A 13,713-nucleotide genomic window follows, 5' to 3' on the forward strand; every position below is an offset into this window, starting at 1 on the left:
AGGGCCTCCTCTTGTGGGGGAATGTGGTCAGACCATACTGTGGTCTGACCATTGAAAGGAAGGAGTGCCGTGCGCGTCGCCCTCTTCATCACCTGCGTGAACGACACACTGTTTCCCGGCACCGGGCGGGCGGTCGTCACGCTGCTGCGCCGCCTCGGATGTGACGTCGAGTTCCCCCGGGCGCAGACCTGCTGCGGCCAGATGCACGTCAACACGGGATACCCCGAGGAGGGCACGCGGCTCGCGCGGCACTTCGTGGACGTCTTCGCCGGGTACGACGCGGTCGTCGCGCCGTCGGGATCGTGCGCCGCGATGGTCCGCGAGCAGTACCCGCGGCTCGCCCGCGCATCCGCTTCTCGTACGTCCGCCACCCGCACGTCCGCCGCTCCTGTAATGGCCGGGTCCGGGACCCCCGGGGGCCTGATCGCCGGGACCGCTGAGACCGCTGAGACCGCTGAGACCGCTGAGACCGCTGAGACCGCCGGGGCCGTCGAGGGCGTCGCGGCGGGAGACGCGCCCGGTTCCCTCGCCGCCGAGGTGGCCGAGCTGGTGCCCAAGGTCTACGACCTCTCCGAGTTCCTCGTCGACGTCCTCGGTGTCACCGACGTCGGCGCCTACTTCCCGCACCGGGTGACCTACCACCCGACCTGTCACTCGATGCGCATCCTCCGGGTGGGGGACCGGCCCACCCGGCTGCTGGAGCAGGTCAGGGGGCTGGAGCTGGTCCCGCTCCCAGGAGCCGACGAGTGCTGCGGCTTCGGCGGCACCTTCTCGGTGAAGAACCCGGCGATCTCCGCGGCCATGTGCGCCGATAAGGTGCACAACGTCGCGACCACCGGCGCCGAGGTGCTGTGCGCCGCCGACAACTCCTGCCTGATGCACATCGGCGGCGCCCTGAAGCGCCAGCGCACCGGCGTGCGGATCATGCATCTCGCCGAGATCCTCGCCACCACGGAGGCCACCCGATGAGCGCCCCGGCCGTCGCCGAGAGGGCGGTCGGCGAGAAGACCGTCGCCGAGGGGGCCGCCGACCGGCGGGTCGTTGACGGGAGAGCCGTCGGCGGGCAGGCCGTCGGCGGGAGAGGCGCCGCCGAGAGGGCCGTTGCCGGAAGGACTCACGAGAGGATGGCCCGCCGGTGAGCGGCACGTTCCTGGGCATGCCCGCCTTCCCGGCGAACGCCGCGGCCGCCGTGCAGGACTCGCAGCTCAGATACAACCTCCGCAAGGCCACCCACACGATCCGCGGCAAGCGGGCCTCCGTGGTCGGCGAGCTGCCCGACTGGGCCGAGCTCCGCCGGGCGGGCAAGGAGATCAAGGACCACACCCTGCGCAACCTGGAGCGCTACCTCCTCCGGATGGAGGAGGCCGTCACCGCGGCGGGCGGCCACGTCCACTGGGCGGCCGACGCGGAGGAGGCCAACAGGATCGTCGCCGACCTGGTCAAGGCCACCGGCGAGACCAGCGTGGTCAAGGTCAAGTCGATGGCCACCCAGGAGATCGGCCTCAACGAGGCCCTCCTGGAGGAGGGCGTCACGGCGTACGAGACCGACCTGGCCGAGCTGATCGTCCAGCTCGGGGACGACTGGCCCTCGCACATCCTGGTCCCGGCGATCCACCGCAACCGCTCGGAGATCCGCGAGATCTTCCAGGACAAGATGGCCGACTGGGGCCGCGCGGCGCCCGAGGGCCTGACCGACGAGCCCCGGGCCCTCGCCGAGGCCGCCAGGCTCCACCTGCGCGAGCGCTTCCTGTCGACCAAGGTCGCGATCTCCGGCGCCAACTTCATGATCGCCGAGACCGGCACGCTGGTGGTGCTGGAGTCCGAGGGCAACGGGCGGATGTGTCTCACCCTGCCCGAGACGCTGATCAGCGTGGTCGGCATCGAGAAGCTGCTGCCGAGCTGGCGGGACCTGGAGGTCTTCCTCCAGCTGCTGCCCAGGAGCTCCACCGGCGAGCGGATGAACCCCTACACGTCCACCTGGACGGGCGCGGTCGAGGGCCAGGAGTTCCACCTGGTGCTGCTCGACAACGGCCGCACGAACGTGCTGGCCGACGAGGTGGGCCGCCAGGCGCTGCGCTGCATCCGCTGCTCCGCCTGCCTCAACGTCTGCCCGGTCTACGAGCGCGCCGGAGGCCACGCGTACGGCTCGGTCTACCCGGGCCCGATCGGCGCGATCCTCACCCCGCAGCTGCGCGGGACCGCCTCGGAGCTGGACGCCTCGCTGCCGTACGCCTCGACCCTCTGCGGCGCCTGCTTCGACGCCTGCCCGGTCGCGATCGACATCCCCGAGGTCCTGGTCCACCTGCGCGGCAAGGTCCGCCACGCGCGTGCCGAGCGTATGGGCATGCGCGCCGCCGGGTGGGTGTTCAACCGTCCCTCGCGGCTGGGACGAGCCCAGCGGCTCGGCGGGCGCCTGCGCAGGTTCGTTCCGGGGCGCCTGCCGGGGCCGTTGTCGGCGTGGACCGACACCCGCGACATTCCCGACATCCCCGCCGAGTCCTTCCGCGACTGGTGGAACCGTACCGACGGAGGTGCCCGATGACCGCAGGAGCGACCACCCCCGCGCCCGGCCCCGGGCACCCGTCCGGCGCGGGTGCCTCCGCCGGTACGGGCGGCGGCCCCGGTGCGGGAAGCAGGGAACGGATCCTGTCGAGGATCCGCTCCGCCGTGGCCGGAGCGCCCGAGGTCGAGATCACCCGTGCCTACCGCACGTCACCACCGGCCGATCCGGAGGGCACGGTGGAGTTGCTCGCCGAACGCGTGGCCGACTACCGGGCCGTCGTGCACGTGGTCGAGGAGACCGAGGTGGCCGCGACGATCGCGGCTGCGCTGGCCCGCCGAGGCGCCACCCGGCTGGTCGTCCCGGACGGCCTGCCACCGGAGTGGGCGCCGGACGCCCCGGTCACCGACGACCCCCCGCTGAGCGCGGCCGAGCTGGACGGGGCGGACGGGGTCGTCACCGGATGCGCGGTCGCCATCGCGGAGACCGGCACCATCGTGCTGGACGCCGGACCAGGCCAGGGACGGCGGGCGCTGACCCTGGTCCCCGACTACCACCTGTGCGTCGTACGGGCCGGGCAGATCGTGTCCGGTGTCCCCGAGGCCGTCGGCAGGCTCGACCCCTCCAGGCCGCTGACCTGGATCAGCGGCCCCTCCGCGACCAGCGACATCGAGCTGAACCGGGTGGAGGGCGTGCACGGCCCGCGCACCCTGGAGGTCGTCATCGTCCGCTGAGCCCAGGTCGCACCCGGCTTGAGCTCGGCCGTCGTTGCCGTCCACCTTCCTGCTGAGCCCGGCTTGAGCTCGCCACGGGCCTGGCGTGAGCCCGGCCTGAGTTCGACATGTGAGCCCGGCCTGAGCCCGACACAGGCCTGGTTTGAGGTCGGCCGTCGTTGCCGTCCGCTGGGTTCAAGCCGGGCCCGGCCAGGCGGTTCCGCTCCTCTGGATGCGGAAGACCGGCCGGCTGTGGAAGACCGGCCGGCCGTGGACGGCTGGTCGGACGCGGAAGATCAGCCGAGTGCGGAGAACCGGCCGCGCGCCTTCGCCGGATGTGGTTTTCCAGCCGTGCCCGCCCGGGATGAGACGAAGATCCGGGCTTGCGCGGGCGGGGGCACTGGGATGAGGTTGGGCCACACATTTCCCGGCCTTCCCGGCCTTCCCGATTTTTCCCGCTTCCCGGCTTCCCCGCCTCCCGGCTTCCCCGCTTCCCCCGCAAGGAGGGCGCGTGTCCGCGTTCGCACCCGATCCGCCGATCCTGACCGGCCGGCTCGTGATCCGGCCCTTCAACCCCGGTGACACCGCCCGCGTCCGTTCGGTGATCAAGGCGCGTGCCAGGTTCCTGCCGCCCGGCGCGCCCGGTCATCCTTCGGGGGTCTCCCAGTGGCTCTCCCACGGCGTGCACGAGCTGCGCCGCTCCGGTCAGGGCGTACACCTGGCCATGGAGGCCGAGGGACTGGTCGTGGGGGCGATCAGCCTCTTCAAAACCCTCTGGGGCGCCGGGACCACCGAGGTCGGGTACGGGGTGCACCCGCTGCACCGGGGCCGGGGCTACGCCACCGAGGCCCTGCTCGGCGTGGCGCGCTGGGTGTTCGAGACGACCGAGATGCGCAGGATCGAGCTCCGCGCCGACCTGGCCAACACGGCTTCCCTCCGGGTCGCGGAGAAGGCCGGTTTCGTCAGGGAGGGCGTGCTGCGCGCCGCCGAGCTGGCGGAGGACGGCCCGCGAGACATCGTGGTGTTCGGGCTGTTGAGGGGAGATCTGTCCTGACACACGCTGGTTTTTCGCCTCACGGGCGCCGCGACGAAAGACGTCCCTGGTCGGAAGGGGTGAGCGGAGGGGACAGGGCGCGCGGAGCGTGAGACACCGGCGTGGCCGTGCTGGACGTCTCCCGCGAGCCCGGCTACCGTGCCAGGGCGTGTGATCGAGCCCGGCCACCGTGCCACGGAGTGTGACCCGGATGGCGCACCCGGTGAAGGAGACGCGTCCGCCGTCGCCGGCCCGATTCCCGTCCTCCGTCATACCCATGAGAGAAAAGACAGAATTTACCGATCCGTTACCTGTCCATGTAGTGCCGTTATCGGATATTGTCGCGAGTCGCCACTGCGTAACCCCAGGTCAAGGTCATTGGAGTCCTGTTTCCATGAAACCGCCGCTGCTGCTCATCGGGCAGGGCTCGCACGACGACAATGGATCTGCTGAATTCGGTAGGTTCGTCCATCGACTCCGCTGCCGCCTGGACCAGACGGCCGTGGAGGTCTCCGGCGGCTACATCGCCAGGGCCAGACCGCGTCTCAGCGACTCCGTCGCCTCGCTGGTCGCACGCGGGCACCACCGGATGGTGGCCCAGCCGATGAGCCTCACCGGAGACGTGTGGCTCGGCGCCGACATCCCCGCCGCGATGGCTCGCGAGCAGGAGAGGCATCCCATGCTGACCTGCGACTACGGCCGCCCCCTGGGATCCGACCCCCGCATCCTCGCGCTGCTCGCCGAGCGTCTGGCCGACGCGGCGGCCGAGGTCGCCAGCCTCCGGCTGGTCCCGGCGGCCGCCGGAGTGTTCGACGACGAGCCCGAGCACATCGAGATCGGCGAGACCGCCGTGGTCCTGGTCGGCGACGGCTCCACCAGCCCCGAGACGAACGCCGACGTGCACCGGGTCTCCCGCCTCTTCTGGGAGACCCACGCCCACGAGTACATGACCGTGGAGACGGCCTTCGTCTCCCTCACCCCGCCGGGTGTCCCCGGCGGCATCGAGCGCTGCCGCCGCCTCGGCGCCAAGCGTGTGATCGTCGTTCCCTACCTGCTGTTCGCCGGTGGCCTGCTCGACCGCGTCTGGGCGCAGGCCATGGCCTACGCCGCCGGCCACGCGAACCTGGACGTCCGCTGCGCCGACGTCATCGGTGACTGCGAGGGCCTGGCCGACGTGGTCATCGAGCGCTACGAGGAGGCGCTCAGCGGCATCGCCTGGTGATCCCCCGCGGTCGCCCTCCGGTGCCACCGGTGATCACGTACGGCCATGCGCGGCCTTTCGGGCGCGGTTCCCTCTGATGGGTCATGTGCGGCTTTTTGGTGCTTTTCCCGAAAAGCCGTTTCCAAGGGAGACTGATCACATGACCATCCTTGAGGAGACCATCGCGGCGATCCGTCCCGCGGACCCGGCGGCCGTCGCCGAGGCCCGTGCCCACCAGGACCGCCTGACCAAGCCCCGCGGCGCCCTGGGAGCCCTGGAGGACGTGGCGGTACGGCTGGCGGGGGCCGCGGCGGTCAGCCCGCCCCCACTCCCGGCCCCCGCGGCCCTGGCCATCTTCGCCGCTGACCACGGAGTCCACGCCAGGGGCGTGACCCCGTGGCCGCGGGAGGTCACCCTGCAGATGGTCGGCAACTTCCTCGCGGGCGGTGCCGTGGCCAACGCCTTCGCCGCCCAGGTCGGCGCCTCGGTGACGGTCGTCGACGTCGGCGTGGCCGCCGACCTCGACCCCGCGCCCGGCCTGACGATCAGCAAGGTCGCGTACGGCACGGCCGACCTGTCCCGGGGGCCGGCGATGACCCCCGAGCAGGCGGTCGCGGCCCTGGAGGCCGGGATGGCCGTGGCCCGCGACCTCGTCGAGGGGGGTGCCCGCTGCCTGGTCACCGGGGACATGGGCATCGCCAACACCACCGCCTCGGCCGCGCTGATCTGCGCGTTCACCGGTCACGACGCGGCCGTCGTGACCGGCAGGGGCACCGGTGTCGACGACGAGACCCTGGCGCGCAAGGTCGAGGTGGTCCGCGAGGCCCTCCGGGTGAACGGCCTGGAGCCCGCGTGGGACGGCGCCTCCAGGACTCTCGCCCCGGCCTCAGGGGTGTCCGCCCTGGAGACGCTGGCCGCGGTCGGCGGCCTGGAGCACGCGGCGATCGCCGGGTTCGTCCTCGCCGGGGCGGCTCTTCGCGTACCGGTCATCCTGGACGGTGTCATCGCGGGGGCGGCGGCGCTGGCGGCGGCGGCGCTCGCCCCCGACGTCGTCGACCACTGCGTGGCGGGACACCGCTCGGCCGAGCCCGGCCACGCGGTCGCCCTGGAGCACCTCGGGCTGCGCCCCCTGGTCGAGCTGGAACTCCGGCTCGGCGAGGGCACCGGCGGCCTGCTCGCCCACCCCCTCGTCTGCGCGGCCGTCAGGGTGATGCACGAGGTCGCGACCTTCGATTCCGCCGGTGTGACGGACAAGGAAGCCTGATCTAGGGAAGTCTTAAGCCCGCAGGTCGACAGCGGTCAGCCCTTCCTTGACAGCTGTTAACACGGGAGCAGCGAAGAGGGCGCCGTTAGCCGGTAGGTTTACCTCTTAGCACGCCATGCTTCACAATTCCTCGCGAACGGGAGATCTGTCGCCATGTCGCCCTACCTGCTTGGCTTGCGCCTCTCCGGGCGACGAGTGCTCGTCGTGGGTGGAGGGCGCGTCGCCCAGCGGCGGGTGCCGGCGCTGCTCGACGCGGGCGCCCTGGTCACCATCGTCTCGACGAGTGTCACGCACGCCCTCGACGACCTCATCGCGACCGGCCGGGTGACCTGGGAGACCAGGCGCTACCAGGTCGGCGACGTCGACGGGGCCTGGCTCGTGCAGGCCTGCACGAACGACCGCGCGGTGAACGCCGCGGTGGCCGCGGAGGCCGAGGCCAAGCGGATCTGGTGCGTACGCGCCGACGACAAGGACGCCTCGGCGGCCTGGACCCCGGCCAGCGGCAAGGTGGACGAGATCAGCGTGGCGATCACCGCGGGCGGCGATCCCCGCCGCGCCGCCGGGATCAGGGACGCCGTCGTCGGAGCCCTCAGGGACGGCACGGTCGACGCCAGGCGCAACCGCACCAAGCCGGTGGGCGTCGCCCTGGTCGGCGGCGGGCCCGGCGACCCCGGCCTGATCACGGTCCGCGGGCGGCAACTGCTGGCCCAGGCCGACGTGGTCGTCGCCGACCGCCTCGCCCCGCAGGCCCTGCTCGACGAGCTCTCCCCGGACGTCGAGCTGATCGACGCCGCGAAGATCCCCTACGGCCGCTACATGGCCCAGGAGAGGATCAACGAGCTGCTGGTCGAGCACGCCAGGCAGGGCAAGTTCGTGGTCCGGCTCAAGGGGGGCGACCCGTTCGTCTTCGGCCGCGGTGGCGAGGAGATGCTCGCCTGTGCCCGCGAGGGCATCCCGGTCATCGTGGTTCCCGGCATCACCAGCCCGGTCGCGGTGCCCGCCGCGGCCAACGTGCCCGTGACCCATCGCGGCGTGAGCCAGGAATTCCACGTGATCTCCGTACATGTTCCGCCGGGCGACGAGAGATCCACCGTCGACTGGCCCAATTTGGCCAGATCCGGCGGCACGCTGGTGCTTATGATGGCGGTCGAACGGATCGGAGCGATCGCCGAAACGCTGATCCATGACGGACGTTCGCCGGAAACTCCCGTAATGGTGGTACAGGACGGTACCCTTCCGACCCAACGCGCTCTGTACGCCACGCTGTCCACCGTGGCGGAGCGCGTGAGCGCGGCTGGGATTCGGCCACCTGCGATCGTGATCGTCGGCGATGTCGTGAAGGTCGGCCAGGAGGTCGAGATGGTTCGAGCGGAGCGAGTACCGTGAAATCGGCGTCCAACAGGCCCCCTCACTCGGGTGGTGGCCGAGACCCTCGCCTTGCCGGCACCCCCCAGGAGCCACCCGACGACGCCTCGTCGGATGACAAGGAATCCCCCGGCGAGCAGACGGTGACCTTCGGCGCCATCCGCGCCGACGACGACGCGGCCTCCATCCGCGCGCGCGGCCAGTCCCCCGGGCCCCAGCCCGGGACGGCCGCTCCCGGAGCGGCCGGCGGTCCCACCTCGCCTCGGGGCAGGGCGGCGGGCCCCGCGCCCCAAGGTGGCGTGACCGGTCCCGCCACGCCTCCGGGCAGGACGGCGGCCACGCCCCCGGGCAGGACGGCGGGCCCCGCCGGGCCGGGCCGTCCCGCCGGTTCGGCTGGTTCGGCTGGTTCGGCGCCCCAGGCCGGGGCGAGCGATCCTGCCTCCCCGCCCGCCTCCGAGGAGGCGATGGCGGCCTTCCGCGCCGCCGCCGCCGCTGCCCAAGCCAAGATCGAAGCCATCACCACTTCCCGTGAGGCGGCCGCCAACCCCGCCGCCCCGCGTGTCCAGGGTGCCCGTCCGGCGGGCCCGTCCCGAGGCGGCCCCGCCGTAACCCCGCCCGCGGCTCCCCAGGGCGCTCCCGGCTCCCGTGGGGGAAGCCCGGCTCCCGGTCAGGGCGCTCCCGGCTCCCGTGGGGGGAGTCCGGGCGCGGCTTTCGGCCAGGGCGCTCCCGTTTCTCGCGGGGGCGGCCCCGTCGCGGCTCCCGGCCACGTTTCTCCCGCCTCCCCGAACGTCTCCCGCCCGGGTGCCCCCGTCCCGCCGGGCGTTCCTCGCACCCCCGGCCCCGCCGCGCTTCCCCCCGCCGCTCCCGATGCTCCCGGCGCCTCCCGGGGAGGCGCTCCCGGCTCTCGCGGGGGCAACCCCGGTGCGGCGCCCGGTCAGGGCGCTCCCGGGTATCCGCACGCCTCCCGTGGGGGCGCTCCCGGCTCGCCCGGTGCCGTTCCCGGTCCCGGTGCCCCCACCCCCCGAGGTGTCCCGGCCCCGCCGGGCGCGCCCCGTGGGGGCGGCCCCACCGCTTATCCGGGCGTTCCCCGAGGGCAGGGCACTCCCGGTCCTTCGGATCCTTCTCGCGGGGACACCGCTCCCGGTGCTCCCGGCGCGCTCTTCCGTCCGGGTGCCCCCGTCCCGCCGAGCACTCCTCGCACCCCCGGCCCCGCCGCGCCTTCATCCGGCGCTCCCGGCGCCTCCGCGGCCCCGGCCGCCGCCCCCGGCGCGGCTTTCCGCCCGGGCGCCCCTGTCCCTCCGAGCGCTCCCCGGGACGGGGACGTCGCCGACACCGCTCCCGGCGCGATTTTCCGCCCGGGCGCTCCCGTCCCCCCGAGTCCCCGTACAGGTGGCCCCGCCACGCCCCCGCCCGGCGGCTCCGGGCGTGGGACTCCGGGTCCCACCCCTCGGGAAGCCCCCGGTCCCGCCGCCGGGGAAGGCGCCGACGCCTCCCGTACGGCGGACGAGGTTCTTCCCCCCCGGCGCGGGAGCGGCGCACCCGGCGGTGAGGACGAGCGGTCCCGCGCCGAAGGCGCTCCGCCCCTTCGCGCGAGCAGGACCGCCGAGGAGCGGGAGCGATCCGAGAAGGACGCGGAACGGGACGAGGTCGTCGTCATCCTCGGCACGACTCCCGAGGAGCCACGCGACGGCTCCGGGGGCGGCGCGGAAAGTGACGGCAGCCCCGGCCGCGTCGAGCCCGAGGTCGAGCCCGAGCGGCCCCTGACCGACGGCGAGGACGGTGAGCCCCGCGCGGGCGGTGAGGCCGCCGGCACCACGCGGGCCGACGACGTTTCCCGGGCCGATGCCGGGAGCGCCGACGGTGTCCGGAGCGACGGCCGTGACGATCTCGCGCCCCAGGACGAGCCCGCCGAGATCGACGACGATGGCAGGACCCGCCTCGCCGCCGACCCCAGTGACACCGAGACCGATGGCACCGAGCCCGGCGACAAGACCCCGCGGGCCGTCGAGACCGACGACGTGTCCCGGCGCGACACCGGCCCCACCGGGATCGGTGACGACGCCGAGAGCGGTGACGAGGTCCGGCGCGACGCCGATGCCGCGGACACCGACGGCACCGTCGCCGCCCCCGCGAGCGACGCCGGGACGACGGGCCGGAGCGAAGACAGGGACGAGAGCGACGACGAGGCCGCCGCCGTAGCCCAGGACGAGACCGGGACCGCCGACGACGCGGAGGACGAGGGCGAGGACGGCGCGGGGGCGCCGGGTGGCCGGACGAAGGAGACCCCGCTTCCCGAGGCCGTCTCCGAGGCGCTGAGCAGCGCGCTCACCGCCGTACGCACCGGTGTCACCGACCTCAGCTTCGGCCTGGACCTTCCCGGCGCGGACGAGGCCAGGCGGGTCCAGAGCGAGATCCTGGCCCAGCTCGACGACTACGTGATCCCTCGTGTCCACACCAGCACCGCGCCCGCGCTCGTCGTGGTCGCGGGCTCCACCGGCGCGGGCAAGTCCACGCTCCTCAACACCCTGGCCAACGCCAAGGTCAGCGCGACAGGCGTACGCCGTCCGACGACCGGGACGCCCGTGCTGGCCTGCCACCCCGACGATCACGAGTGGTTCGCCGAGGGTGAGCTGCTCGGCAGCCTCCGGCGGCTCAGTGAGCCCGATCCCGAGGGCGCCTCCGGAGGACTCGTGCTCGTCTCCACCGAGCGTCTTCCCCCCGGCGTGGCCCTGCTCGACACCCCCGACATCGACTCGGTCGTCGAGGAGCACCACGAGATCGCCCACCGCATGCTCGACGCGGCCGATCTGTGGATCTTCGTCACCACCGCCGCCCGGTACGCCGACGCTCCGGCCTGGCGGCTGCTCCGCCTGGCCAAGGAGCGCGGAGCCCGGCTGGCAATCGTGCTCTCCCGGGTCCCGCCCAGGTCCCAAGAGGTGATCAGCAAGCACTTCGTCAGGATGCTCACCGAGTACGGCCTCGGCGAGGTCGACCGGTTCGTCATCAACGAGAGCAAGGTCACCGACGGGATGCTCCCCGACAACGAGGTGAGCGAGCTGCGTCTCTGGCTGACCGAGCTGTCGGTCGACGACCGGCGCCGCGCGCAGGCCGTACGGGCGACCCTGGACGGGGTGCTGAACAGCTTCCGCACCCGTGTCCCCGCGCTGGCCAAGCAATTGGAGATCCAGGTCGCCTTCCGGAGGGACCTCCGAGGTGACGTGGACGGCGCCTACGCCCGCGTGCTGGCCGAGATCGACAAGAGCACCGGCGACGGTTCGCTGCTCAGGGGCGAGGTGCTCGCCCGCTGGCAGGACTTCGCCGGGTCCGGCGACCTCATGCGTACCCTCCACCTGCGCAGGCCGAGCCGCTTCGGCGGCAAGGCGAGCCAGCAGGCGCCCGAGCGGCTCAGCGGCCTGAAGTCCGCGCTGCGGGCGGGGCTGGAGTCGGTGGTCGTCTCGGCGGCGCACCGGGCCGCGGAGGAGACCTCCTCGCGCTGGCTGAACCGTCCGGGCGCGCAGGAGGCCCTGGCGTCGGCACCCGGTCTCGGCCGCGCGTCCGACGAGCTCCTGCGCAGGACCGGCCGGACCATCGCGGCCTGGCAGGAGCACATCATCGAGCTGATACGCACCGAGGGGGTGACCAAGCGGTCGGTGGCCAGGGTGATCTCGTTCGACGTCGAGTCCCTGTCGCTGATCCTCACCATCGGGCTGCTCGGTTACGGCTCCTCCGACGCGCAGAACGGCACCGGGGCGCTACCGCAGCGGCTGGTGCACGCGCTGCTCGGCGCGGAGTCGCTGCGCAACATCGGGGTGAAGGCCCGGAGCGATCTCCGGGCCCGGATCGGCATGCTCTTCGACGACGAGATGGCGCGCTACACCCAGGCTCTCGACGGTGCGGGCATACCTGACGAATCCGCCGCCACCCGCCTTTACCAGGCAACGTACAACCTTGAGGTCGCCCGATGAGTGTTGGCACCACCCAGTCAGGCCAGGGTCTCGGCAGCCGGCTCGCCGCGCTGGCCCGGATCGTGGAACTGGGGCCGGGCAGGGTCGACCCCAAGCTCCTCACCGACTCGGGCCAGCTGTTGCTGCGCGCCGGTGACAGGCTCAAGCTCTCCTCCGACCACACCGTGGTCGCCCTCGCGGGGGGTACGGGAAGCGGCAAGTCGACGCTGTTCAACTCGATCTCCGGCCTGGAACTGTCGCCGACGGGGGTACGCCGCCCGACCACGGCCCGTACGCACGCCTGCGTCTGGGGCCTGGACGGCGCCGGGCCGCTGCTCGACTGGTTGCAGATCCAGTGGCGGCACCGCTTCGCGCGGGCCAGCGCCCTGGACCGGGGCGAGAGCCAGCTCCACGGGCTGATCCTGCTCGACCTGCCCGACCACGACTCCATCCGGGCGCTGACCGACACCGAGGCCGACCGGCTGATCCAGGTCGCCGACCTCGTCGTGTGGGTGCTCGACCCGCAGAAGTACGCCGACGCCTCCACGCACCGGCGCTACGTGACCGACCTGGCCGGGCACGAGGCGGTGACGATCTTCGTGCTCAACCAGGCCGACCGGCTCGACCAGGAGGAGCTGGCCGAGTGCGTCGCGGACCTGGACGGCCTGCTCCGCCGCGAGGGGGTCGAGCATCCCGTGATCGTCACCACCTCGGCGATCATGGGCAGGGGCGTCGACAACCTCAAGGGCGTCCTCGCCGAGACCGTTTCCAAGCGCAGGGCCGCCACCCAGCGGCTGGAGGCCGACCTCGGCCGGCTGACGCTCCGCCTCACGAAGATCATGCCCGTCGACGGCGCGTCCGCTCCGCCCTCCTCCATCGACGACGCCCGCAGGATCGGCCTCACCGACGCCCTCTGCGACGCGGTCGGCGTTCCCGCGGTCGGCGAGGCGATGGAGAACGTGTACGCCGCGAGGTCCGGCGAGTGGGTCGGCTGGCCCTACACCCGCTGGGCCGCCAAGCTCCGTCACGACCCGCTGAGCAACCTGCGTCTGGGCGATCTGCGGGACGAGATCCACGGCCTGACCGGCGGCTCGGTCAGCGCGCAGCCCGCCGAGGTGGACACCGCCGTCCAGGCGCTCACCGACGGCCTGAGCGCGGGCATGCACGAGGCGTGGCAGAACGGGATCAGGGACGCCGCGCGCTCCCGCTCCTCACAGCTGCCGGAGGTGCTCTCCGAGGAACTGTCGGAGGTCGCGCCGCGGCTGGACAGGGTTCCGGGCTGGTGGCGGCTGCTCCTGGCCTGGCAGTACTTCCTGGTCCTGCTCTTCGTCGCGGGCCTGGCCTGGGTCGGTACGGCTCTCACCTACGGCGTGTTCGGCGCGGGGAGCCCGCCGGAGGGGCTGGAGATGTTCGGCGACGCCGCCTCGCTGCCCTGGGTCGGATTGATGATCTTCTCCGTCCTGGGACTCGGCCTGCTCACCGCGATGGCCAGCCGCAACTTCGTCGTGCTCGGCGCGGGCAACGAGCGTGACGCGCTGGAACGCGAGATGCGCCGCAGGGTCGCCGGGGTCGCCGAGAGCATGGTGATCGAGCCGGTGGAGAAGGAGCTGACTCGCTATAACGAGTTCTACTCGGCCATGCGGGGCCTGCGGGGCTGATCCGTTTTCTTCTCCTCGCCCAGCGGCGAGTGAGG

10 protein-coding genes are annotated in these 13,713 nt (G+C 72.9%); all 10 read left to right on the top strand.

What is annotated here, in order from left to right; all coding sequences use genetic code 11:
* Positions 1–69 precede the first annotated feature (69 nt).
* The gene (locus ACSC1Q_RS14165) at positions 70–969 is read left to right on the top strand and encodes a (Fe-S)-binding protein (RefSeq protein ID WP_436759152.1); all 900 of its coding nucleotides are present in this window, start codon (positions 70–72) and stop codon (positions 967–969) included.
* Positions 966–1,139, top strand: a complete 174-nt coding sequence (locus tag ACSC1Q_RS14170) for a hypothetical protein (protein ID WP_436759153.1) — start codon at positions 966–968, stop codon at positions 1,137–1,139. Before ACSC1Q_RS14165 ends, ACSC1Q_RS14170 begins: the two co-directional genes overlap by 4 nt.
* Entirely contained in the window at positions 1,136–2,542 is a 1,407-nt protein-coding gene (locus ACSC1Q_RS14175) for a lactate utilization protein B (protein ID WP_436759154.1), read from the top strand. The genes ACSC1Q_RS14170 and ACSC1Q_RS14175 overlap by 4 nt, the downstream gene beginning before the upstream one ends.
* On the top strand, positions 2,539–3,234 hold the full coding sequence (locus ACSC1Q_RS14180; protein WP_436759155.1) for a LutC/YkgG family protein: 696 nt from the start codon (positions 2,539–2,541) through the stop codon (positions 3,232–3,234). The genes ACSC1Q_RS14175 and ACSC1Q_RS14180 overlap by 4 nt, the downstream gene beginning before the upstream one ends.
* A gap of 490 nt (positions 3,235–3,724) precedes the next feature.
* A complete protein-coding gene (locus tag ACSC1Q_RS14185; protein WP_436759156.1) occupies positions 3,725–4,267 on the top strand; it encodes a GNAT family N-acetyltransferase in 543 nt (180 codons plus the stop codon).
* A 373-nt stretch (positions 4,268–4,640) separates the two neighbouring features.
* Complete coding sequence (locus tag ACSC1Q_RS14190) at positions 4,641–5,468, top strand: sirohydrochlorin chelatase (protein ID WP_436759157.1); 828 nt, start codon at positions 4,641–4,643, stop codon at positions 5,466–5,468.
* 139 nt (positions 5,469–5,607) lie between these two features.
* Positions 5,608–6,711, top strand: a complete 1,104-nt coding sequence (gene cobT / locus ACSC1Q_RS14195) for a nicotinate-nucleotide--dimethylbenzimidazole phosphoribosyltransferase (protein WP_436759158.1) — start codon at positions 5,608–5,610, stop codon at positions 6,709–6,711.
* Between the two features lie 153 nt (positions 6,712–6,864).
* Positions 6,865–8,097, top strand: a complete 1,233-nt coding sequence (cobA, locus tag ACSC1Q_RS14200; protein ID WP_436759159.1) for a uroporphyrinogen-III C-methyltransferase — start codon at positions 6,865–6,867, stop codon at positions 8,095–8,097.
* Positions 8,098–8,219: 122 nt separating this feature from the next.
* Positions 8,220–12,041: a dynamin family protein gene (locus ACSC1Q_RS14205; RefSeq protein ID WP_436759160.1), complete on the top strand. Its 3,822-nt coding sequence runs from the start codon at positions 8,220–8,222 to the stop codon at positions 12,039–12,041.
* Positions 12,038–13,678, top strand: coding sequence for a GTP-binding protein (locus ACSC1Q_RS14210; protein ID WP_436759161.1), 1,641 nt, complete (start codon positions 12,038–12,040; stop codon positions 13,676–13,678). The genes ACSC1Q_RS14205 and ACSC1Q_RS14210 overlap by 4 nt, the downstream gene beginning before the upstream one ends.
* Positions 13,679–13,713: the final 35 nt, after the last annotated feature.

Origin of the sequence: Streptosporangium heterodermiicola, from assembly GCF_051390675.1 — a bacterium.
Lineage (GTDB): Bacteria > Actinomycetota > Actinomycetes > Streptosporangiales > Streptosporangiaceae > Streptosporangium.

Coding starts and splice junctions, on each gene's coding strand:
- ACSC1Q_RS14170 (WP_436759153.1), top strand. CDS start 966: ATGAGCGCCCCGGCCGTCGCCGAGAGGGCGGTCGGCGAGAAGACCGTC.
- ACSC1Q_RS14180 (WP_436759155.1), top strand. CDS start 2,539: ATGACCGCAGGAGCGACCACCCCCGCGCCCGGCCCCGGGCACCCGTCC.
- ACSC1Q_RS14190 (WP_436759157.1), top strand. CDS start 4,641: ATGAAACCGCCGCTGCTGCTCATCGGGCAGGGCTCGCACGACGACAAT.
- cobT (WP_436759158.1), top strand. CDS start 5,608: ATGACCATCCTTGAGGAGACCATCGCGGCGATCCGTCCCGCGGACCCG.
- cobA (WP_436759159.1), top strand. CDS start 6,865: ATGTCGCCCTACCTGCTTGGCTTGCGCCTCTCCGGGCGACGAGTGCTC.
- ACSC1Q_RS14210 (WP_436759161.1), top strand. CDS start 12,038: ATGAGTGTTGGCACCACCCAGTCAGGCCAGGGTCTCGGCAGCCGGCTC.